Raw genomic sequence first — 22,343 nt, forward strand, 5'->3', positions numbered from 1 at the left:
GACTGCCATTTGCTATAGATAAGATGTAGACGACCGAGCTTGAGGAAGAGAGTAATGCTTAAAACGAGCTAGCAGAAAACTAACCCAAACTTGTTTACTCGGCCATTTTGCAAACAAGTTTATCGTTGATTGACGATTAATACAAATATCGTGTGAGAGTTTCTTTCGAAAACAAATAAGCATCTTGGTTACCTGAAGACTAAATCAACGTTCAATAAATATAAAAATGCCGCTAAGTGATTCACTTAACGGCATTAATGATCATTCTTGAAGTGAGCGTCTATGGCTTATTCATATCAGGTAATTCATATCAGCTTATTACTGAAAAAATTAAACTGACTCAAATTGATGCTCATCTCTGTCGACATAGCTTGTTGCTGCCGTCAGGGCTTCATATCTGAATCGATAAGTGTTGGATTCAGGTACTAGGTCAATCACGTGGAACTTCTCTAGCTGCTGACGAGTATTCTCATTAGGACACAGTAGGTACACCTCACACTGCGCATCCAATGCATCTTTAATCGCATTCTCTAGCGCAAGGCCAACAGTGACATCAATCATAGGGACATCTGTCAGGTCTAGAATCATCGCTTCATAGTCAGAGATACTTGAGTGCTGACGTGAAATCGCCTTTGAAACGCTGAATATCATCGGCCCTGAAAGATAGAAGAACAACACCTTACCATTGGCACTATCGAGTAACTGACGTTCGCTATCAGTCAATGGGATATCGTCTTCATCATCACCATCACTGATCGCCTTAACTTGTCTGGCTTGCTCTCGGCTCAATCTTTCAATAATCAGAATATTCGAGATAAACACGCCCAGTCCAACAGCAATAATCAAGTCGACAAACACAGTCAGTAGCATCACGCCGTACATCACGCCCATGCCGGCATAGCTCACTTTGTGCGCGCGCTGGATAAAGCTCCAATCTAGGATATTGAAACCAACATACATCGCGATACCAGCCAGCACTGCCATAGGAATCGGTTCTGTTAAGCCACCCGCAACCAAGACCACTAACGCAAGCACTAAAGCTCGAATAACTCCCGAAAGCGGAGAACGCGCTCCCACCTGAATATTGGTTACGGTACCCATAGTGGCGCCCGCGCCAGGTAGCGCACCAAACAGGCCAGAGATCATATTAGCAATGCCTTGGCCACGAAGCTCTTTGTCTGAGTCATGCTCTTTACGAGTCAGTGAATCTCCGATAACCGCGGTCAAAAGCGTATCAATACAACCTAATGTACCAAGCACCAAGGCATCGATAACCATGGTCGTGAACTGTTCAGCGCTGATCGTAGGGATAACGAGAGAAGGTAAACCAGCTGGAATTTCACCAATACGGCGAATAGAGTCGGTATCAAAAATAATGACGGACAAGAGAGTCACAGCAACCAAAGCGACCAGTTGAGCAGGCACATACTTACGATATTTGGCTGGAAAACCGAAAAGAATACCGAGCGTCAATGCTCCTAAAAACAGCTCGCTGATTTTAAGATTAGCCAATGTGTCTGGAAGTGCAGAGAGCGTACCCATTACCCCACCAGAAGGTGCGGCGTGTCCTAATAAAGGAGACAGCTGCAAAATAATTAGAATAACGCCGATACCCGACATAAATCCGGAGATCACGCTATATGGCATCAAAGTAACGTACTTTCCGAGCTTTAACGTGCCAAGCAATATCTGAAATGCACCTGCCATCATTACCACGGTAAAGGTCATTGCCATGCCAGTTTCAGGATATTTCGCGACCATGCTGGTCATTACGGCTGTCATGATCACCGTCATCGGGCCGGTCGGTTCAGAGATCAGGCTGCTCGATCCACCAAACAATGCCGCAAATAGGCCAACCATGATGGCGCCCCAGAGGCCAGCTTCCGCGCCCGCACCAGAAGCAACACCAAATGCCAATGCTAAAGGCAATGAGATGATGGCTGTAGTAACACCACCAAACATATCCCCTTTGAGATTGATATCCGTAAAACGACTTCCAAACAAAACACACCTTCCTGATGATGAAATGACAAACCTTATCACTTTAACAAATGTATCAAGTGTTCAGAAAGTGTTAATTCAATCACATTATTCATGTCTTATAACCGGATCATAGCTTCTACGCTAAGTTAATGATTTTAACGACGAGTACACGTCAGATGAGTACTATTTGACACAGTTTTTACGAGATTGAATTTGTAACATTGTGTATAGTTGAGATTCTTAATTAAGGGATGTAAGACGCAAAATGCCAGAGATTAAACAGCTTTTTGAAAACAACTCTAAATGGTCAGAAGAAATTAGATCTCAACGACCTGAGTATTTTACAACGCTTGAAGAGGGTCAAAGCCCTGGTTTTCTATGGATTGGCTGCTCAGATAGCCGTGTTCCGGCCGAGCGTCTCACTGGTTTGTACTCTGGCGAACTGTTTGTTCACCGAAATGTGGCAAACCAAGTGGTTCATACCGACCTAAACTGCCTCTCAGTGGTACAGTACGCCGTCGATGTACTCAAAGTTAAACACATCATTGTCTGCGGTCACTATGGCTGTGGCGGTGTTAACGCGGCGATTGATAACCCTAAACTTGGTCTTATCAACAACTGGTTACTGCACATCCGTGACAATTACCTAAAATACCGTAAGCAAATCGAGGGGCTTCCTCGTGAGCAATGGGGTGACAAGTTGTGCGAAATTAACGTCGCAGAACAGGTTTATAACCTAGGCAATTCAACCATTATGCAAAATGCGTGGGAGCGTGGCCAAGACGTTGAAATCCACGGTGTGGTTTATGGTATTGGCGATGGCAAGCTGCAGGACCTTGGCGTACGTTGCTCAAGTAACGATACCCTAGAGAACAGTCACTTAGATGCATTGAATAAGATCTTAACGACGCCTCTTCTTAGTCAACAAAGCTAACCCATTCCGTCATATATACAAAAAGCCCGCTTGATGCGGGCTTTTTAATGACTTCTAAACCACAAGCGTAATGATTACTCTTGAGGTACTACCTTACCGATGTACGGTAGGTGACGATATTTTTGTGCGTAGTCGATACCAACACCAACAACAAACTCGTCTGGGATTTCAAAACCAATCCATTTTGTATCTACAGTCACTTCACGGCGAGAAGGCTTGTCTAGTAACGTACAAATTTCGATAGACTTAGGACCACGTAGGCTCAGAATCTCTTTTACTTTAGTCAGCGTGTTACCTGTATCGATAATATCTTCTACAAGTAGAACGTCTTTACCTTGGATATCATCATCAAGGTCTTTCAAAATACGAACATCACGTGAGCTTTCCATGCCGTTGCCGTAGCTAGACGCGGTCATGAAATCAACTTGGTGAGTTAAATCGATAGCACGAGCAAGATCTGCCATAAAGACAAAAGATCCACGCAATAAGCCAACTAAAACTAGATCTTCACTACCGTTGTAGTGTTCCGTGATCTGTTTGCCTAGTTCGTTCACTCGATCCTGAACTTCTTGCTCAGAGATCATGACTTCAACTGTATGCTTCATACTGCTCTCATTCTATTTGGTGATTGCGACGAATGTTGACAGTTTCGTCAGTTGTGTCGCTCAATTTTGTGCATAAGTCTAGCACTGCTCAAATACCCACACCACCTTATGGTTCGAATTTACTGTCAGATTCTCCACGAAATGTGCGCTGGTGCCTTATCCAATACTCGTCTCCTTTCACATCAATGCTGATCACGCTTTATGTATCAAGTTTGATGTTACTGTCTATAAAACAAGCTGAAAGGATTGACCATTCGCATATGCACCATTACACTCATCTTGGCTTAAATAATAATAAAATCATTAATATAAAAATTTCGTTGGCAAGGAAAATAAAATGGACTCAATATCTAAGAGACCTAGAACTAGGCTTTCACCTTTAAAAAGAAAACTTCAATTGATGGAAATCGCTCTTGAGGTATTCTCTCGCCGCGGTATCGGTCGTGGTGGACACGCTGATATTGCAGACATCGCTCAGGTGTCTGTCGCAACTGTATTTAACTACTTCCCAACCCGTGAAGATCTGGTTGATGAAGTACTAAATCACGTTGTACGCCAATTCTCTAACTTCCTTTCAGACAATATCGATCTGGATATTCACGCAAAACAAAACCTACATAATATTGCGACTGAAATGGTGACGTTAGTGGCTCAAGATAGCCATTGGTTAAACGTGTGGTTCGAATGGAGCGCTTCGACTCGTGATGAAGTATGGCCGCTGTTCGTAACAACGAACCGTACTAACCAAATGTTAGTACAAAACATGTTTAGCAAAGCGATTGAACGTGGCGAAGTCTGTGATGATCACGACCCTAAACATCTAGCGAATCTATTCCACGGCATTTGCTACTCGCTATTCATCCAAGCGAAACGTGTAGAAACGCCAGAAGAGCTTTCAAGCTTAACGGATAGCTACTTGAACATGCTGTGCATTTATAAGTAGATTGGGGCTTCGAACAAAACTAAAGGGTTGGCTTTTACGCTAGCCCTTTTTTATTTCCTCTCACCTAATCAGATTCCCTATTCCCTCCTTCGTCAGTCTAGGGAATGACGGGAATATAGAGTTAAAGTTCTCACCTTCACACTAAAAAATCACCACAGCATAAACTTCAACACCTCACTTCGTCATCCTCAAGAGCGAGGGACGAGCGAGTTGGGGATCTCTACAAGTATGACGACCAACTTTTCTTCAGACATAAAAAAGCCGCTGACGAATCAGCGGCTTTTAAAAACATTAGCGAGTGACTAAAGAAGAATTACTTCTTCTTTTTCACTGCTTTCTTGTTTGGAAGGTCAGTGATTGAACCTTCGAATACTTCCGCAGCTAGACCAACAGACTCATGTAGAGTTGGGTGAGCATGGATAGTAAGAGCGATATCTTCTGCATCACAACCCATTTCGATTGCTAGGCCGATTTCGCCAAGAAGTTCACCACCGTTAGTACCAACAACAGCACCACCGATTACGCGATGAGTATCTTTATCGAAGATCATCTTAGTCACGCCGTCTGCACAGTCAGAAGCGATTGCACGACCAGAAGCTGCCCAAGGGAAAGTAGCAACTTCGTAGTTGATGCCTTCAGCTTTCGCTTCTTTCTCAGTCTTACCTACCCAAGCAACTTCTGGCTCAGTGTACGCAATTGATGGGATTACTTTAGGGTCGAAGTAGTGCTTCTTACCAGAGATAACTTCAGCAGCTACGTGACCTTCATGCACACCTTTATGAGCAAGCATTGGTTGACCAACAACGTCACCGATCGCGTGGATGTGAGGAACGTTAGTACGCATTTGCTTATCAACATTGATGAAGCCACGCTCATCAACTTCGATACCCGCTTTTTCAGCGTCGATAAGTGCACCGTTTGGAACACGACCGATAGCAACAAGAACAGCATCGTAGCGCTCAGCTTCAGCTGGTGCTTTTTTGCCTTCCATTGAAACGTAGATACCGTCTTCTTTCGCTTCAACAGCAGTCACTTTAGTTTCAAGCATTAGCTTGAACTTGTTCTTAATGCGCTTAGTGAAAACTTTAACGATGTCTTTATCCGCAGCAGGGATAACTTGATCGAACATCTCAACAACTTCAACTTTAGAACCTAGAGAGTGGTAAACCGTACCCATCTCAAGACCGATGATACCGCCGCCCATGATAAGCAGTTTTTCAGGTACTTCGTTTAGTTCTAGTGCATCCGTAGAATCCCAAATACGTGGGTCTTCATGTGGGATGAAAGGAAGTTTGATTGGGCGAGAACCCGCAGCAATGATTGCGTTGTCGAAGTTAACAGTTGTTGCTTCGCCTTCACCTTCAACAAGAATGCTGTTAGGACCAGTGAACTTACCGAAACCGTTAACAACAGTAACGTTACGCATCTTAGCCATACCGCCAAGACCGCCAGTTAGTTGATCAACTACTTTTTCTTTCCAGATACGGATCTTGTTGATGTCCGTTTGTGGCTCGCCGAATACAACGCCGTGCTCTGCCATCGCTTTAGCTTCTTCAATTACTTTAGAAACGTGAAGAAGTGCTTTTGATGGAATACAACCAACGTTTAGACATACACCACCAAGAGTGCTGTAACGTTCAACTAGTACTGTTTCTAGACCTAAATCCGCACAACGGAATGCCGCTGAGTAACCAGCAGGACCTGAACCAAGTACAACAACTTGGGCTTTAATTTCTTTGCTCATTGTGACCTCTTGTAGTCATTATCCCTAACAGGCTGAGTAGATGTTCTTAAAATTATTGGGCTTTCAAACAGGAAACATTTTACAGAGATGTTAACAGTGTGAAAGTAGCTTTAAGTTAGCCTGTGAGCTAGACAACAATTCCCTATCAGATTATGAGAAATGCAGGAAACTGTTCTCTAAAAATAGTCTTTATATAAAGAATTAAGGTGACCCGAAAGTCACCTTAATAATTACTTTCTCAATTACAGTACTAGACGACGAATGTCAGATAGTGCGCTGTTTAGGAAAGTAATGAAGCGTGCACCTTCAGCACCATCGATCACACGGTGGTCGTATGATAGAGACAGTGGAAGCTGTAGACGTGGTTGGAACTCTTTACCATTCCAAACTGGCTTAATTTCAGACTTAGATACACCTAGGATACCTACTTCTGGAGCATTTACGATTGGAGTAAATGCAGTACCGCCAATACCACCAAGGCTAGAGATTGTGAAACAACCGCCTTGCATGTCTGCCGCTGTTAGCTTACCAGAACGTGCTTTCTTAGAAACAGCCATTAGCTCTTCAGATAGCTCGTAAATGCCTTTCTTGTTCACGTCTTTGAAGACAGGAACAACTAGACCGTTTGGTGTATCAACAGCGATACCCACGTTTACGTACTTCTTAAGAATGATGCTTTCGCCATCTTCAGAAAGAGAAGAGTTAAACGCTGGGAATGCTTCTAGCGCTTTAGCAACAGCTTTCATGATGAACACAAGTGGAGTGATCTTCATGCCAGTGTCTTTCTTCGCTTCGATTGCGTTCTGTTCTTTACGGAATGCTTCTAGCTCAGTGATGTCTGCATTGTCCCACTGTGTAACGTGAGGGATCATTACCCAGTTACGGTGTAGGTTAGCGCCAGAGATCTTCTTGATTTTAGAAAGCTTCTGAACTTCAGTTTCGCCGAACTTGCTGAAGTCAACTTTTGGCCATGGTAGTAGACCAAGAGCAGAACCGTCGCCGCCTTTACCAGATGCAGCTGCACCAGACTCAAGACGCTTAAGTGCATCTTTAACGTAAGACTGTACGTCTTCTTTAAGGATACGGCTCTTACGACCAGTACCTTTAACCTTAGAAAGGTTAACGCCAAATTCACGAGCTAGACGACGAACTACTGGAGAAGCGTGCGCGTAGTCACCGTTCTCTTGGAAGTCGCCAGCTGCTGCTGGAGCCGCTGCAGGTGCTTCTGCTTTAGGAGCAGGTGCCGCCGCTGGAGCTGCTGCTTGTGCAGGTGCTGCAACAGGAGCAGGCGCTGCGCCTTCAACAACGAAAGTCATGATCAGAGAGCCAGTTGACACTTTGTCGCCAGCTGCAATCTTGATCTCTTTTACTGTACCAGCGAATGGTGCAGGAACTTCCATTGAAGCTTTGTCGCCTTCAACAGTAATTAGAGATTGCTCTTCTTCTACTGTATCGCCAACCGCTACCATGATTTCAGTAACTTCTACTTCGTCACCACCGATATCAGGAACGTTTACTTCTTTTTCAGCTGATGCTGCTGGAGCCGCTGCAACCGGTGCCGCCGCTGGAGCAGGAGCTGCTGCAACTGGAGCGCCAGAGCCCGCTACTTCAAATACCATTACTAGAGAACCAGTCGATACTGAATCACCAGAAGCGATCTTGATTTCTTTAACGATACCAGCGAATGGTGCAGGAACTTCCATTGAAGCCTTGTCACCTTCAACAGTAAGAAGAGATTGCTCTTCTTCTACTGCGTCACCGATAGCAACCATGATTTCAGTTACTTCAACTTCATCACCGCCGATGTCAGGAACGTGAACTTCTTTAAGCTCAGCTGCCGCTGCAGGAGCAGCTGCAACTGGTGCCGCCGCTTCAACTGCTGGAGCAGCCGGTGCTGCTGCAGCACCTTCCGCTTCGAAGATCATGATAAGAGAACCAGTAGAAACAGAATCGCCTTCCGCTACTTTGATTTCTTTAACGATACCCGCCTGAGACGCAGGAACTTCCATTGAAGCTTTGTCGCCTTCAACAGTGATCAGTGACTGCTCTTCTTCAACCTTGTCGCCAACGTTTACAAGAATCTCAGTTACTTCAACCTCGTCAGCACCGATGTCTGGTACATTAATTTCGATTGTCATTGTATTTACCTACCTTAATGCCAGTCTTATGCGTATTGCGGGTTAGTTTTTTCAGTGTCGATATCGAATTTAGCAATTGCTTCAACAACTACAGATTTCTCGATGTCACCACGTTTAGCCAGTTCAGTTAGAGCTGCAACTACGATGTAGCCAGCGTTAACTTCGAAGTGACGACGTAGGTTTGCACGGCTGTCAGAACGGCCGAAACCATCTGTACCAAGTACTTTGTAAGACTCAGTTGGCATGTACGCACGTACTTGCTCAGCGTAGTTCTTCATGTAGTCAGTCACTGCGATTGCAGGTTCTTTACCAAGAATAGTCGTGATGTACGGTACTTTCTCTTCAGCTTCTGGGTGAAGCATGTTGTCACGCTCTACCGCTTGGCCGTCACGAGTTAGTTCGTTGAACGACGTTACAGAGAATACGTCAGATGCTACGCCGTACTCTTCGCTTAGAATTTCAGCTGCTTTACGCGCTTCGTTCATGATAGTACCAGAGCTCATTAGTTGAACTTTGCCCTTAGCACCAGCGTGAGATTCAAGCTTGTAGATACCTTTACGGATGCCTTCTTCAGCGCCTTCTGGCATTGCTGGCATTGCGTAGTTCTCGTTCATTACTGTTAGGTAGTAGTAAACGTTCTCTTGCTCAGGACCGTACATGCGACGGATACCGTCTTGCATGATTACCGCTAGCTCGTAAGCAAACGTTGGGTCGTAAGAGATACAGTTCGGGATAGTGTTCGCTTGGATGTGCGAGTGACCATCTTCGTGCTGTAGACCTTCACCGTTCAGTGTTGTACGACCTGCAGTAGCACCTAGTAGGAAGCCACGAGCTTGTTGGTCGCCTGCTAGCCATGCCATGTCACCAATACGTTGGAAACCGAACATTGAGTAGTAGATGTAGAACGGGATCATCGGTAGATCGTTTGTGCTGTATGAAGTTGCAGCAGCAACCCATGAAGCCATAGAACCTAGTTCGTTGATACCTTCTTGAAGAACTTGACCAGAAGTTGCTTCTTTGTAGTAAGAAACGATGCCTTTATCTTCAGGTGTGTATTCTTGACCGTGTGGGTTGTAGATACCAACCTGACGGAATAGACCTTCCATACCGAATGTACGAGCTTCATCACAGATGATAGGAACGATGTTCTTACCAATGTTCTTATCTTTAAGAAGGATGTTTAGCGTACGTACATAAGCCATAGTTGTTGAGATATCACGCTTCTGTTCACCTAGTAGAGGTGCGAATGCGTCTAGCTCAGGAACCTTGAACTCTTGAGTAAACTTAGGAAGACGTGCAGGTGTGTAACCGTGTAGAGCGTTACGACGAGCGTGCATGTATTCGTACTCAGGCGTACCTTCTTCCAGTTTCAGGTAAGGAAGTTCAGCGATCTTCTCATCTGAAAGGATGTCTTCTAGGCCTAGGCGATCACGTAGGTGTTGAACATGAGTCATGTCCATTTTCTTAACACCGTGTGCAATGTTCTTACCTTCAGCTGCATCACCCATGCCGTAACCTTTAACAGTCTTAGCTAGGATTACAGTTGGCTTACCGTTTGTCTCTTTTGCATTGTTGAATGCAGCAAACAGTTTAGAAGAATCGTGACCACCACGCTTAAGAGCGAAGATTTCGTCATCAGTCATGTCTGCAACTAGTGCAGCTGTTTCTGGGTACTTACCAAAGAAGTGCTCACGTACGTATGCGCCATCTTTAGATTTGAATGTTTGGTAGTCACCATCGATAGTTTCGTTCATTAGTTGAAGAAGCTTACCAGTAGTGTCTTTAGCTAGTAGAGAATCCCAGTTGCTACCCCAGATAACTTTAACAACGTTCCAACCTGCGCCTTTGAATAGGCCTTCAAGTTCTTGGATGATGCTACCGTTACCCATTACAGGGCCGTCTAGACGCTGTAGGTTACAGTTGATTAGGAAACATAGGTTGTCTAGCTTCTCACGCGCAGCGAAAGAGATAGCACCACGTGATTCTGGCTCATCCATCTCACCGTCACCTAGGAACGCGTATACGCGTTGCGCTGAAGTTTCTTTCAGGCCACGGCCGTCAAGGTACTTAAGGAAGCGCGCTTGGTAGATAGCAGAGATCGGACCTAGACCCATAGATACTGTCGGGAACTGCCAGAACTCAGGCATCAGTTTCGGGTGCGGGTAAGAAGGGATACCTTTACCATCAACTTCTTGACGGAAGTTATCTAGCTGCTCTTCAGTTAGACGACCTTCAACGAATGCACGAGAGTAGATACCTGGAGAGATGTGACCTTGGTAATAAACTAGATCGCCACCGTCAGTCTCGTTTGGAGCACGGAAGAAGTGGTTGAAACATACTTCGTAGAACGCTGCTGCTGACTGGTAAGAAGCCATGTGACCACCAAGGTCTAGGTCTTTCTTAGAAGCACGCAATACGATCATGATTGCGTTCCAGCGAATAATCGAACGAATACGACGCTCAAGAGTTACGTCACCAGGGTAAGCTGGCTCTTGTGCTGCTGGAATTGTGTTGATGTAGTTTGTGTTGATGCCTGTAGCCATATCAACACCATCTAAACGCGCTTTATCTAGAACTTGTTCTAGTAAAAACTGTGCACGTTCTACACCTTCTTCACGTACTACTGACTCAAGAGCTTCTAACCAATCTTGAGTTTCCAGAGCATCAACGTCATGCTTCATGTCAGACATGGCGATCTATCCTTTTTGTTAGTTGGATTCTACTAAACACGTAAATAGCCGAAGTATTACGGCTATTTACCCTGTTGAATTCGACGTAAAGAACGTTCGCGGCGCGACTCTTCTTTGGTCAAATCCATCAATGTTTCTTCGATGTAAGCTAAATGAGAGTGTGACATTTCACGTGCCTGTTCTGGCTGTCCTGAAACGATCGCATCCACAATGTTAGCTCGATGTATACTCACTTTCTCCACAACGTCTTTACGACGATGCAACAGCTTTAAATTTTCTAAGACATTTTGTTCGAGTAACGGAGCCAAACTACGAACAATGTGCAATAACACCACATTGTGCGCTGCCTCTGTTAAAGCAATAAGAAAAGCCATCACCGCTGCAGATTCGGCTTCAATATCACCTTTATCTTGCGCACCGCGAATTTTTTCTTGGCATGCTTGAATTCGAGCAAAGTCTTCATCAGTGCCACGCAATGCCGCGAAGTAAGCCGAAATCCCTTCCATCGCATGACGCGATTCCAACAAGTCTAGTTGGGTTTCAGAATGGGACGACAACAAATTAAGCAAAGGATCTGAAAAGCTTTTCCAGATATTTTCGCTAACAAACGTACCTCCACCTTGACGGCGAGTAAGCAAGCGTTTTGCTTCTAAACGTTGTATCGCTTCTCGGATTGAAGGACGAGACACATCGAACTGTTTCGCCAGTTCGCGCTCAGGCGGCAGCTGCTGCCCTGGAGCCAGTGTTCCTTCCACTATCAACCTTTCTAACTCTTGTTCGATAACATCGGAGAGTTTTGGCTGACGAATCCTTTGATAAGCCATAGTTTGTTGTTCTTCTTTTTCTTCGCTGACAATTGGTAATACCAATTTTAAGTTGGGCAGAAATTAACATAATTAAAACGCCACTGTCCAGCCTAAAATTGACCTGCATCATAGAATACAGTGTGAATTAACCATGATTTAACAAATGAAATTTAAAACAGCAACCAAATTGGTCTTACCATTTACAGGGGTAATACTTTTGGGGAGTGTTCGTGCTAGAAAGTTTCAGGATAAAAATGAATTGTTTCAGAAAGATTAGCGTCACTTGTTTAAAAATCGAACCAAGCGCACATTTAGGGTGGAAATTCTGTTCATAAGTTTTAATAAATGAGTGTTTGATAAGTTCGTCACACTCTCAATTTATTGATGCGCTTCTCTCCACCACTTTCTTTACATCGCAACAACAAAAATTCACAAGTCATTATGCTAGGCGTTGACTATTCAACGCCCAACAGCGGTAAGGCCATCATCAAAAACGGAGGCTTAAACTTTGAGATTTTTTTTAAACTTTTTCCAATCGAACACCAAGCCAGGGTCAGTTTTACGCAGAGGCGCTATGTATTGATGGCCAGTGATACGTTCGCTGGTGATTTGAGGGAACGTCGATACGATCGTTTCTGTTAGTTGGGTAAGCGCTTGATACTGCTGCTTGGTGTAAGCTACAAAGTCACTGCCCTCCAGTTCAATACCAATCGAATAGTCATTACACCTTTCACGCCCTGCAAAGCTCGACTGGCCAGCATGCCAAGCTCGGTCTAAGAAAGAAACGAACTGCACCACTTCCCCATCGCGACGAATCAAACAGTGCGCTGATACGCCCATTTGGTGAATCACCTTAAAAAACGGATGTTCCGACGGGTCTAGCTTACCCGTAAAAAACTGTTCGATGTAAGGCCCACCAAATTGACCCGGAGGCAAACTAATATTGTGAACCACCAGCAGAGAGATATCGTTCACACTAGGTCGAGCATCAAAATACGGAGAAGGAACATGCCGAGCGTTGTCGTACCATCCGTTGGAGCTGATCGTCATCTTGGTCTCACTTTCTTTTCTGCTAGCACAATAAGATGTGACCTTGCCCATAGAGCAGTCGCGCTAGCCTCTTTAATTTGAAGTTAAGCAAGAGTATCATTCCATTCCCACTCCCTTTCAAGATTAGATTTGCGATGAAAAACACACATAACAGCCACCAACGCCTTGACTACTTAAAAGAGCAACTGCCTCTAGAGATCACTCGTGCAGTAGCCGAGACCATCAAAGAAGATCTAGGTGGTACGTTAGATCCAGCGGCTGATATTACGGCAAGTCTAATCCCTGCAGACGCAATCAACAGTGCAACCATTATTACCCGTGAACATGGCGTGTTCTGTGGCAAAGCTTGGGCTGATGAAGTGTTTAAGCAACTGGGCGGTGAAGTAACTATCGAGTGGAACGTAGAAGATGGCGACAAGGTTGAACCAAACCAAACGCTTTGCACGCTAACAGGCCCAGCTCGCGCGCTATTAACGGGTGAGCGCAATGCAATGAACTTCATTCAAACGCTATCTGGTTGTGCGACTACGACGGCTATCTACGCAGACAAAATTAAACACACTGAATGCCGCCTGTTGGATACGCGTAAAACCATCCCTGGCCTACGCAGTGCACTGAAATACGCGGTGGCTTGTGGTGGCGGTTTCAACCACCGTATTGGTGTGTTCGATGCTTACCTAATCAAAGAAAACCACATCATCGCTTGTGGTGGCATTGAGAAGGCTATCTCTACTGCAAAAGAGCTGAACCCAGGTAAACCAGTAGAAGTAGAAACAGAGAGCCTAGAAGAGCTAGAGCAAGCGATCAGCGCTGGCGCAGACATCATCATGCTAGACAACTTCACCACAGACATGATGCGTGAAGCGGTTAAAATCAACGCAGGACGTGCAGCACTAGAAAACTCTGGCAACGTGACGCTAGATACAATTGCTGAGTTCGCTGAAACAGGCGTTGATTACATCTCGGTAGGCGCGCTAACTAAGCACCTAAAAGCGATGGATCTATCAATGAGATTCAAAGCGTAATTGACTGAATAATAAATAATTTCTGCAAAGGCACTGTTTATAAGAGTGCCTTTTTTATTGCCTGAATTATCAGTATTTCAAGCAGTTATTTAAGCTGATCGCATAAATTTGCGCGCTATATGAAACACCACACTAATAAATACCAAACCACTCGCGACCGCACCTGAACACCATTCCACTACCCCATCTCAACTTCTATTCTTTCCATCAACCAGTGCCTGCACTGAAACAAACTAAAGAATGGAATTAGACAATGAATAACAAGAACAAAAGAACGAACCAGAAAGGCTTTACGCTGATTGAGTTGATGATCGTGGTAGCGATTATTGGTGTGCTGTCCGCGATTGCTGTTCCTGCGTACCAAGATTACTCAGCTAAAGGAGCGCTAGGTTCAGCGCTAGCGACATCAACAGCACTAAAAACTCCAGTGGAGCAACATATAGTAGAGAATGGAAGTTTTCCGGCATCAGCAAGTCTTGCGATACCTAGCTTTTCACTGGGTACCATAGACGTCGCAGCAAGTGGAGCTACAGGATCAAATGGTAGCATTACCGTAACCCTAACTAGTACTTCCGCAAATGGTGGCATTGTTACTTGGACGCGAGAGGATGGTTTGTGGGAGTGTGATATTTCAGGGACAACCTTTACCCTACAAGGTTGTGGTTAGTGCTAACCAACCTCCCAACCGTTCTTCGTCAGGCTGACTTACTTAGCCTGACTCAAGAACAAGCCGTTGCGGAACAAGTACAAGCTTCAGGTATTTCGACACCTGAAGCTTTGCTCGTTCTAGATTTCTTCAGCGGCGATTCCTTAGCAAACAACATTAAAACCATCTTCGGCTTACCGTTAGTACAACTTGCCAATACGGACTATGAAACCTTATGCGACCAATTAGGGCTTCGCGAGCTGATTACCAAGTATCGTGCTATCCCAATTTCAGTCTCTAACTCTACTCTCACGCTAGCTTCAGCTGACCCTACCGATTTACAAGCGGAAGATGACTTTCGATTCGCGACAGGGTTGCAGATTGAATTGGTTGTCGCTAACTACTCAGAATTAGAAGGCGCTATACGAAAGCTGTATGGACGCTCTATTTCCGGGCAAGACTCCAAACGCAAAGAGATCACTCAAGACGAACTCGCCAATCTTGTTGAAGTGTCTGACGACGAGATAGCGTCGATTGAAGATCTCAGCCAAGACGATTCCCCTGTCAGTCGCTTTATCAATCAGATACTGGTTGATGCGGTGCGTAAAGGTGCATCAGATATCCACTTCGAACCTTATGAAGAGCACTACCGAGTACGACTGCGTTGTGATGGCATCCTTGTTGAAATACAACAACCCGCTTCCCATTTAAGTCGTCGTCTATCAGCTCGCTTAAAGATCCTCGCCAAGCTTGATATCGCTGAACGTCGCTTACCTCAAGATGGTCGTATTAAATTACGTTTAAACGACGAACTGGCGATTGATATGCGTGTATCTACACTGCCAACATTATGGGGAGAAAAGATCGTTCTTCGTCTCTTAGACAGCAGTGCAGCCAATCTCGATATCGATAAGCTCGGTTACAGCGAGGATCAAAAAGCACTCTACCTCAATGCCCTAAAACGCCCGCAAGGAATGATCTTAATGACCGGGCCAACCGGCAGCGGTAAAACGGTTTCTCTTTATACTGGCCTTCGAGTGCTCAACACCACTGAACGCAACATCTCAACAGCCGAAGATCCAGTGGAGATTAACCTGTGTGGTATCAATCAGGTACAAGTGTCACCTAAGATCGGCTTTGGTTTCGCTGAGGCGCTGCGATCATTTTTACGACAAGATCCTGATGTGGTGATGGTCGGAGAGATCCGTGATTTGGAAACCGCAGAGATCGCGATCAAAGCCTCGCAAACAGGCCACTTAGTGCTTTCGACACTGCACACCAATTCTGCAGCAGAAACCGTGACTCGCCTCTCTCATATGGGGATAGAACCTTTTAACCTCGCTTCATCATTAAGCCTGATTATCGCCCAACGACTGGCAAGACGATTGTGCAACTATTGCAAAGAAGTTGACGACTCGCCGGACATATTTCTGCGTCACTCGATTCCTAACAGCCAAACCATCTACAAAGCGAACCCTCAAGGGTGTAATGAGTGTAACCAAGGTTATTCGGGTCGAGTGGGTATCTATGAAGTGATGCCGTTTAGCGATCAGCTGAAAAATAGCCTGATAGACAAGCCTAACGCGTTAGCCATTGAAAACTTGGCTCGCCGAGAAGGCATGAGAACTCTGCAAGAGTCGGGACTAGATAAATTGCTTGAAGGCACCACCAGCTATCAAGAGCTGCAACGTGTTCTGTACATATAACCCAATGGAGCACCAATGAGTAGCAAGTCCAAACAATCACAACTAAAAAGCTATCACTGGAAAGGCATTAATAGCTCAGGCAAGAAAGTGTCTGGGCAAACCTTAGCGCTCACCGAATTGGAAGTACGAGAAAAGCTCAAAGAACAGCATATTCAGATTAAGAAAATCAAAAAGAAAAGTATTTCAGCCGTCACTCGTTTAACCCATAGAGTCAAAGCCAAAGACATCACTATTTTGACTCGGCAGCTTGCTACCATGCTCGCCACTGGTGTGCCCATCGTGCAAGCCATCAAGTTGGTGTCAGACAATCACCGCAAAGCTGAAATGAAATCAATCTTATCGCATATTTGCAAAGGTGTAGAAGCCGGAACGCCAATCTCAAAAGCGATGCGAACCGCAAGTCGTCACTTTGATGACCTCTATACTGATTTGGTCGCGACAGGCGAGCTCTCCGGTAACCTCGCACAAGTATTTGAACGCTTGGCGACCTATCGTGAAAAGAGTGAGCAACTAAAATCCAAGGTTATAAAGGCTCTCATCTACCCAGCAATGGTTGTAGCGGTCGCCCTTACCGTTTCCTACTTAATGCTGACTATCGTGATTCCAGAGTTTGAGTCGATGTTTTCCGGCTTTGGCGCCGACCTGCCTTGGTTCACTCAACAAGTACTCTACCTTTCCCATTGGATGCAGGCTTATAGCTTCTATACGGCCGTAGGCATAGGGCTTGTTGTCCTGATTATTTACCAACTGTGTCAGCGTTCCCACTCGATCAGACTGTCTGTTAGTCGGCTAGGATTACGCTTTCCTGTTCTTGGTGGCGTATTAGCCAAAGCCTCTATTGCCAAATTCAGCCGAACCTTATCAACCAGCTTTAGTTCTGGTATTCCGATTTTAATGAGCCTCAAAACCACAGCCAAAACCGCAGGCAACCTGCATTATGAATCGGCCATCATCGAGGTTCACCGAGAAACGGCTGCTGGCATGCCAATGTATATCGCAATGCGCAATACCAATGCCTTCCCCGAAATGGTGTTGCAGATGGTGATGATTGGTGAAGAGTCTGGCAACCTTGATGATATGCTCAATAAAGTAGCGTCGATTTACGAGTTTGAAGTAGACAACACAGTCGACAATTTAGGCAAGATTCTAGAGCCACTGATCATCGTGTTTTTAGGTACTGTCGTTGGTGGGCTTGTGGTTGCGATGTACTTACCGATCTTTAATCTTATGAGTGTGTTAGGATAGTTAAAAGCAACTAAATACCCATGAGCAGCAATCTCTGCTCACCTTGATTAAGTGGTAAAGGACACTATGGAAGTATTTCACTACTATCCTTGGCTATTCCCCGTATTAGCTTTCATTTTTAGCCTTCTTATCGGCAGCTTCCTCAACGTAGTCATACACCGTTTACCGATTATGATGGAACGCGAATGGCAACAAGAGTGCTCGGAGTATTTCTCTCAATATAAAATTCCAGCACCAGAGGGGAAGTTTAATCTCAGCATTCCTCGTTCAACCTGCCCAAAATGCAAAACCCAATTAAGAATCGTCGACAATATCCCAGTCTTAAGCTGGTTGTTCTTAAAGGGGAAGTGCCACAGCTGTGCTAACCCAATCAGCGCTCGCTACCCTTTGGTCGAACTACTGACCGCAATACTTTGCACAATGGTTGCTAGCCACTTTGGTTTCAGTTACTACGCCATTGCTTTGATTTTTTTCACCTTCGCACTGATTACCGCGACCTTTATCGATCTCGATACCATGCTGTTACCTGATCAAATCACCTTGCCTTTGGTATGGTCCGGTATCGCTTTAGCACTGTTTAATATCAGCCCAGTATCGCTGCAAGATTCTGTGGTTGGCGCGATGGCTGGCTACCTAGCTCTGTGGTCGGTGTATTGGTTGTTCAAACTACTCACAGGTAAAGAAGGCATGGGTTACGGTGACTTCAAACTCCTGGCTGCACTTGGTGCATGGCTTGGTTGGCAGCACCTACCGATGATCATCCTTTTATCTTCGCTGGTTGGCCTTGTGTTTGGTTTGATTCAGCTTCGCCTGAAACAGCAAGGCATAGATAAAGCCTTTCCATTTGGTCCTTACCTTGCAATTGCGGGTTGGGTAAGCTTGATGTGGGGTAACGACATCATGGGTTGGTATTTCACTTCTGTACTAGGAATTTAACCATGGCAATCATTATCGGATTAAGCGGTGGTATCGCCAGTGGCAAAACCACGGTCGCTAACCTGTTCAATGAGCATTTTAATATTGATATTGTTGATGCTGATATCGTGGCACGTGAAGTGGTTGCGCTGGGCAGTGACGGCTTAAAACAGATTACAAAACACTTTGGTGAGTCTATCTTGCTTGACGATGGAACACTCAACCGAAGTAGGCTGCGTGAGCTGATCTTCTCAGATCCTAAAGAGAAGCAGTGGCTCAATGATCTTCTTCATCCCATGATCCGTGACAAAATTGACAGTGACCTGTCTAAAATCACATCCCCGTATGGTTTATTAGTGGCACCATTATTGGTGGAAAACCAAATGCAAGGCATGGCCGATCGCGTATTAATTGTTGATGTGCCAGCAGAAGTGCAAATAGAACGAACGATGAGTCGTGATAATGTTTCTAGGGAACAAGTTGCATCAATTTTAAAATCACAGGCTTCAAGAGAACAACGCTTAGCAGTTGCAGATGACGTGATTAAAAACCATACTAAAAACCAAGAACTTTTGCCTCAAATCACAGATTTACATCAAAAGTATCTGGCAATCAGTGCTGTAGATGGGTCAGAATAGAACAATGTTGAATGAAGGTTTGCTCGATGATCACCCATAAATTTGAACATCCTCTAAATGAGAAAACACGCATCTACTTAAGAGTCGAATCACTCTTGAGGCAGCTACACTTGTCTTCTACATTTTCCGATGCTCAACAGTATCAACTTTTTTTCCGTTCCATCTTTGATCTGATTGAAATCTTCGAACAGATCCAACTCAAGAGCGAACTGGCAAAAGATATTGAGAAGCAACGTGTAACCTACAAAAGCTGGTTAGATGTTGAAGGTGTCGATCAAGAGATGCTGACATCACTGCTTAATGACATTGGTAATATCTATCGTGATCTGATGCAGGCAGAGCGTTTTGGCCAGTCACTTAAGGAAGACCGCTTCCTGAGTGCGATTCGCCAGCGCTTTAATCTTCCAGGTGGCTCATGCTGCTTTGATTTACCAGCACTGCATTACTGGCTGCACCTTCCTCTTGATAAGAGAATGAGAGATGCTAAAGCTTGGATGGATAGCTTACAGCCTCTGTATGAAGCGCTAACACTGTGGTTGAAGCTAACCAGAGAGACTGGTCACTTTAAAGAGCAAATCGCTCGTGCTGGCTTCTTCCAGAGCGATGCCGATGAAGCGAATATCCTTCGTCTTTCTATTCCGATGCAATACGGTGCCTACCCGATGATCTCAGGTCACAAGAACCGCTTTGCTGTTAAGTTCATGAGCTTTGAGACTGGGCAAGCCTGTACTCAAGACATCGAATTTGAATTGGCTATCTGCACCTAATTAATTTTCCTTTTTTAGTTTGGCTTGAGTCCTCACTCGAGCCTAAACTCTTTCTTACAATACCCTCTAATTAAGAATCACTATGTCGAAAAAAATCACCATCGTTAAATGCCCTCAATGTAATGCCGACGTTGAATGGGGCGAACAAAGCCCACACCGCCCGTTTTGCAGTAAGCAATGTCAGATGATTGATTTCGGTGAATGGGCAGACGAAGAGAACAGCATCGCTGGCGCACCAGACATGTCGGATAGCGATGGTTGGTCGGAAGATCCATACTAAGCGAGTAGCGAGTAGCGAGTAGCGAGTAGCGAGTAGCGAGTAGCGAGTAGCGAGTAGCGAGTAGCGAGTAAATTTTGAAGGGTTGGCGTTTAACGTCAATCCTTTTTTATTGCCAATAGTTTGGTGTTTACTGAAAGAGATTCCCTACTCCTTCCTTCGTCAGTCTAGGGAATGACAGCTCTGGTTGATTCACAAACTCCCTCAGCGGTTCGACAGCCTATCAAGGCTTGTCATTCGTCATCCTCAAGAGTGAGTGAGGAACGAACGAGTTGGGAATCTAATGACTTCGAACTAAATCATATACCTAGCTCTGGGGCAGATTTCCGACGGTATGCTCACGCATAACACTCTTCTCTATTCTCGATATCCTCCCCAAGAGCGAGGTACGAGCGAATTGGGGATCTCTTACCTGATAAGCTCCAAATAACAGACACAAAAAAGCGGAGCCAAATGGCTCCGCTTTTATCGATAGAATGCAAAAAGAATTACTTCTTAGTAAGCTTCTCTTTAATACGAGCTGACTTACCAGAACGCTCACGTAGGTAGTACAACTTGGCACGACGTACTGCACCACGGCGTTTAACTTCGATGCTATCAACCATTGGAGAGTGAGTTTGGAACGCACGCTCTACGCCTTCACCGTTCGAGATCTTACGAACTGTGAATGCAGAGTGTAGACCACGGTTACGAATAGCGATTACAACGCCTTCGAAAGCCTGTAGACGCTCACGGTCACCTTCTTTTACCTTAACCTGAACTACAACAGTGTCACCTGGTGCGAATTTAGGAAGGTCTGATTTTAGTTGCTCTTCTTCAAGAGCCTTGATGATGTTGCTCATTTGTATAAATTCCTAGAATAAACTGATACTAAATTTAATAGGTTACTGCTTGCTTTTCGTTAAGAGCGTTGCTCTTTAATGAATTCAGCCAGTAATTGTTCCTGTTCGTCAGTCAGAGCTAGGTTTTCCAGGAGTTCTGGTCTTCTTAGCCAAGTTCGGCCCAACGATTGTTTTAATCGCCAGCGACGAATGTCCTTATGGTTTCCAGACTTGAGTACCGATGGCACATCTTTATCGTCTAGCACCTCAGGGCGCGTATAATGGGGACAATCTAACAAACCATTTGCAAAAGAATCTTCTTCTGCTGAAGCGAAATCTCCAAGTACACCCGGAACAAACCGAGATACTGAATCAATCAGCGTCATGGCTGGCAGTTCGCCACCCGTCATCACAAAATCTCCAATCGACCATTCTTCGTCAACTTCAGATTGAATGATGCGCTCATCTACCCCTTCGTAGCGACCACAAATAAGAAGTAAATTCTCGTTTGTTGCCAGCTCTTCAACACCTTTCTGGTCGAGTTTACGACCTTGAGGTGAAAGATAGATAACTTTCGTCTTTCCCGGTGCTGCTTGCTTGGCCGTTGTGATAGCGTCGCGCAAAGGCTGAACCATCATTAACATGCCAGGACCACCACCGTAAGGTCTGTCATCAACAGTGCGATGTTTATCATGAGTGAAATCACGAGGATTCCATGTCTCAATAGATAAAAGACCTTTTTTAACCGCTTGACCTGTTACTCCAAAATCAGTAACAGAACGGAACATTTCAGGAAAAAGGCTAATAATGCCAACCCACATGTGTTCTCTCGCTCTGTAATTTGGAGTTAGAATCCAGGATCCCAGTCAACTTCGATCCGGCGAGCTTCGCGATCAACTTTCTTGATCACTTGCTCTTCAAGGTACGGTACTAACCGTTCCTTTTGGCCAAAAGCATCTTTAAGATTTGCTTTGATTACTAGAACATCGTTCGAGCCAGTTTCTAATAGGTCAGTGACCTTACCAAGGTCGTAACCTTTAGTAGTAAAAACTTGCATACCGAACAATTCGCGCCAGTAGAATTCATCTTCTGACAATTCAGGTAACGAAGCAGGGTCAATAGCAATTTCAAAGTTAGTCATCAGTTGCGCGTCTTCACGAACATCTAATCCCGCTAGCTTACATACATAACCTTGGCCATGACGTTTCCAGCTCTCAACTTTGTACTCAACCCACTTACCCTTTAGGTTTAAATACCAAGGGCTGTAATCAAATATGCTTTCAGCATTGTCTGTGTAGGAGAACACTTTAAGCCAGCCACGAATACCATAGGTAGACCCAAGTTTACCCATGACAATTCTATTGTTTTGCTCGCTCATAGTTTCTTTACCCTTCATCGACATAAGCTATT

General features: G+C 44.8%; 20 protein-coding genes. 10 read left to right on the plus strand and 10 right to left on the minus strand.

What is annotated here, in order from left to right; genetic code table 11:
* Positions 1-330 precede the first annotated feature (330 nt).
* Positions 331-1,962, minus strand: coding sequence for a SulP family inorganic anion transporter (locus MSG35_RS15825; protein ID WP_170960822.1), 1,632 nt, complete (start codon positions 1,960-1,962; stop codon positions 331-333).
* Between the two features lie 286 nt (positions 1,963-2,248).
* On the opposite strand from MSG35_RS15825, the gene can reads away from it, so the two are divergent.
* Positions 2,249-2,917, plus strand: a complete 669-nt coding sequence (gene can, locus MSG35_RS15830; protein ID WP_017059437.1) for a carbonate dehydratase — start codon at positions 2,249-2,251, stop codon at positions 2,915-2,917.
* A 74-nt stretch (positions 2,918-2,991) separates the two neighbouring features.
* Here the strand turns inward: can and hpt are convergent, their stop codons facing one another.
* Positions 2,992-3,522, minus strand: coding sequence for a hypoxanthine phosphoribosyltransferase (gene hpt, locus MSG35_RS15835; RefSeq protein WP_017059438.1), 531 nt, complete (start codon positions 3,520-3,522; stop codon positions 2,992-2,994).
* Positions 3,523-3,859: 337 nt separating this feature from the next.
* Here hpt and MSG35_RS15840 point away from each other — a divergent pair, with 337 nt between their 5' ends.
* Complete coding sequence (locus tag MSG35_RS15840) at positions 3,860-4,465, plus strand: LuxR/HapR/OpaR family quorum-sensing transcriptional regulator (protein WP_019824386.1); 606 nt, start codon at positions 3,860-3,862, stop codon at positions 4,463-4,465.
* Between the two features lie 313 nt (positions 4,466-4,778).
* Here MSG35_RS15840 and lpdA read toward each other — a convergent pair whose 3' ends face one another.
* From lpdA to ampD, 5 genes are all read right to left on the minus strand, one after another.
* Positions 4,779-6,209 (minus strand): dihydrolipoyl dehydrogenase, encoded by a 1,431-nt coding sequence (gene lpdA / locus MSG35_RS15845; RefSeq protein WP_017059440.1) that lies wholly within the window; start codon positions 6,207-6,209, stop codon positions 4,779-4,781.
* A 242-nt stretch (positions 6,210-6,451) separates the two neighbouring features.
* Entirely contained in the window at positions 6,452-8,347 is a 1,896-nt protein-coding gene (aceF, locus tag MSG35_RS15850) for a pyruvate dehydrogenase complex dihydrolipoyllysine-residue acetyltransferase (protein ID WP_050645377.1), read from the minus strand.
* 26 nt (positions 8,348-8,373) lie between these two features.
* Positions 8,374-11,037 carry a pyruvate dehydrogenase (acetyl-transferring), homodimeric type gene (aceE, locus tag MSG35_RS15855; protein ID WP_248384513.1) on the minus strand — a complete coding sequence of 888 codons (2,664 nt, stop codon included), beginning with the start codon at positions 11,035-11,037 and terminating at the stop codon, positions 8,374-8,376.
* Between the two features lie 62 nt (positions 11,038-11,099).
* The gene (pdhR, locus tag MSG35_RS15860) at positions 11,100-11,861 is read right to left on the minus strand and encodes a pyruvate dehydrogenase complex transcriptional repressor PdhR (RefSeq protein ID WP_009847596.1); all 762 of its coding nucleotides are present in this window, start codon (positions 11,859-11,861) and stop codon (positions 11,100-11,102) included.
* Between the two features lie 483 nt (positions 11,862-12,344).
* On the minus strand, positions 12,345-12,944 hold the full coding sequence (gene ampD / locus MSG35_RS15865; protein WP_248384514.1) for a 1,6-anhydro-N-acetylmuramyl-L-alanine amidase AmpD: 600 nt from the start codon (positions 12,942-12,944) through the stop codon (positions 12,345-12,347).
* 83 nt (positions 12,945-13,027) lie between these two features.
* Between ampD and nadC the strand changes: the two genes are divergently transcribed.
* The 8 genes from nadC to yacG all read left to right on the plus strand — a co-directional run bounded on the left by nadC (position 13,028) and on the right by yacG (position 20,115).
* Positions 13,028-13,918, plus strand: coding sequence for a carboxylating nicotinate-nucleotide diphosphorylase (gene nadC / locus MSG35_RS15870; protein ID WP_017065901.1), 891 nt, complete (start codon positions 13,028-13,030; stop codon positions 13,916-13,918).
* Between the two features lie 253 nt (positions 13,919-14,171).
* Positions 14,172-14,585, plus strand: a complete 414-nt coding sequence (locus MSG35_RS15875; protein WP_248384515.1) for a prepilin-type N-terminal cleavage/methylation domain-containing protein — start codon at positions 14,172-14,174, stop codon at positions 14,583-14,585.
* Positions 14,585-16,270, plus strand: a complete 1,686-nt coding sequence (gene pilB, locus MSG35_RS15880) for a type IV-A pilus assembly ATPase PilB (RefSeq protein WP_248384516.1) — start codon at positions 14,585-14,587, stop codon at positions 16,268-16,270. The genes MSG35_RS15875 and pilB overlap by 1 nt, the downstream gene beginning before the upstream one ends.
* A gap of 15 nt (positions 16,271-16,285) precedes the next feature.
* Complete coding sequence (locus tag MSG35_RS15885) at positions 16,286-17,515, plus strand: type II secretion system F family protein (RefSeq protein WP_248384517.1); 1,230 nt, start codon at positions 16,286-16,288, stop codon at positions 17,513-17,515.
* 66 nt (positions 17,516-17,581) lie between these two features.
* Positions 17,582-18,451: an A24 family peptidase gene (locus MSG35_RS15890; protein ID WP_017058945.1), complete on the plus strand. Its 870-nt coding sequence runs from the start codon at positions 17,582-17,584 to the stop codon at positions 18,449-18,451.
* Positions 18,452-18,453: 2 nt separating this feature from the next.
* Entirely contained in the window at positions 18,454-19,068 is a 615-nt protein-coding gene (gene coaE / locus MSG35_RS15895) for a dephospho-CoA kinase (RefSeq protein ID WP_122082146.1), read from the plus strand.
* Positions 19,069-19,094: 26 nt separating this feature from the next.
* Positions 19,095-19,835 (plus strand): cell division protein ZapD, encoded by a 741-nt coding sequence (gene zapD, locus MSG35_RS15900; RefSeq protein WP_017063237.1) that lies wholly within the window; start codon positions 19,095-19,097, stop codon positions 19,833-19,835.
* 82 nt (positions 19,836-19,917) lie between these two features.
* Entirely contained in the window at positions 19,918-20,115 is a 198-nt protein-coding gene (gene yacG, locus MSG35_RS15905; RefSeq protein ID WP_010435916.1) for a DNA gyrase inhibitor YacG, read from the plus strand.
* A 485-nt stretch (positions 20,116-20,600) separates the two neighbouring features.
* On the opposite strand, the gene rplS is transcribed toward yacG, so the two are convergent.
* From rplS to rimM, 3 genes are read right to left on the minus strand one after another with little or no spacing between them, the layout of a single operon-like run.
* The gene (rplS, locus tag MSG35_RS15910; protein ID WP_004735514.1) at positions 20,601-20,954 is read right to left on the minus strand and encodes a 50S ribosomal protein L19; all 354 of its coding nucleotides are present in this window, start codon (positions 20,952-20,954) and stop codon (positions 20,601-20,603) included.
* 59 nt (positions 20,955-21,013) lie between these two features.
* Positions 21,014-21,754: a tRNA (guanosine(37)-N1)-methyltransferase TrmD gene (gene trmD / locus MSG35_RS15915; protein WP_017061056.1), complete on the minus strand. Its 741-nt coding sequence runs from the start codon at positions 21,752-21,754 to the stop codon at positions 21,014-21,016.
* Positions 21,755-21,780: 26 nt separating this feature from the next.
* Complete coding sequence (rimM, locus tag MSG35_RS15920) at positions 21,781-22,335, minus strand: ribosome maturation factor RimM (RefSeq protein ID WP_048612338.1); 555 nt, start codon at positions 22,333-22,335, stop codon at positions 21,781-21,783.
* Positions 22,336-22,343 lie beyond the last annotated feature (8 nt).

The sequence above is a fragment of the Vibrio sp. 1CM23M genome (assembly GCF_023161755.1).
Taxonomy (GTDB): domain Bacteria; phylum Pseudomonadota; class Gammaproteobacteria; order Enterobacterales; family Vibrionaceae; genus Vibrio; species Vibrio coralliirubri.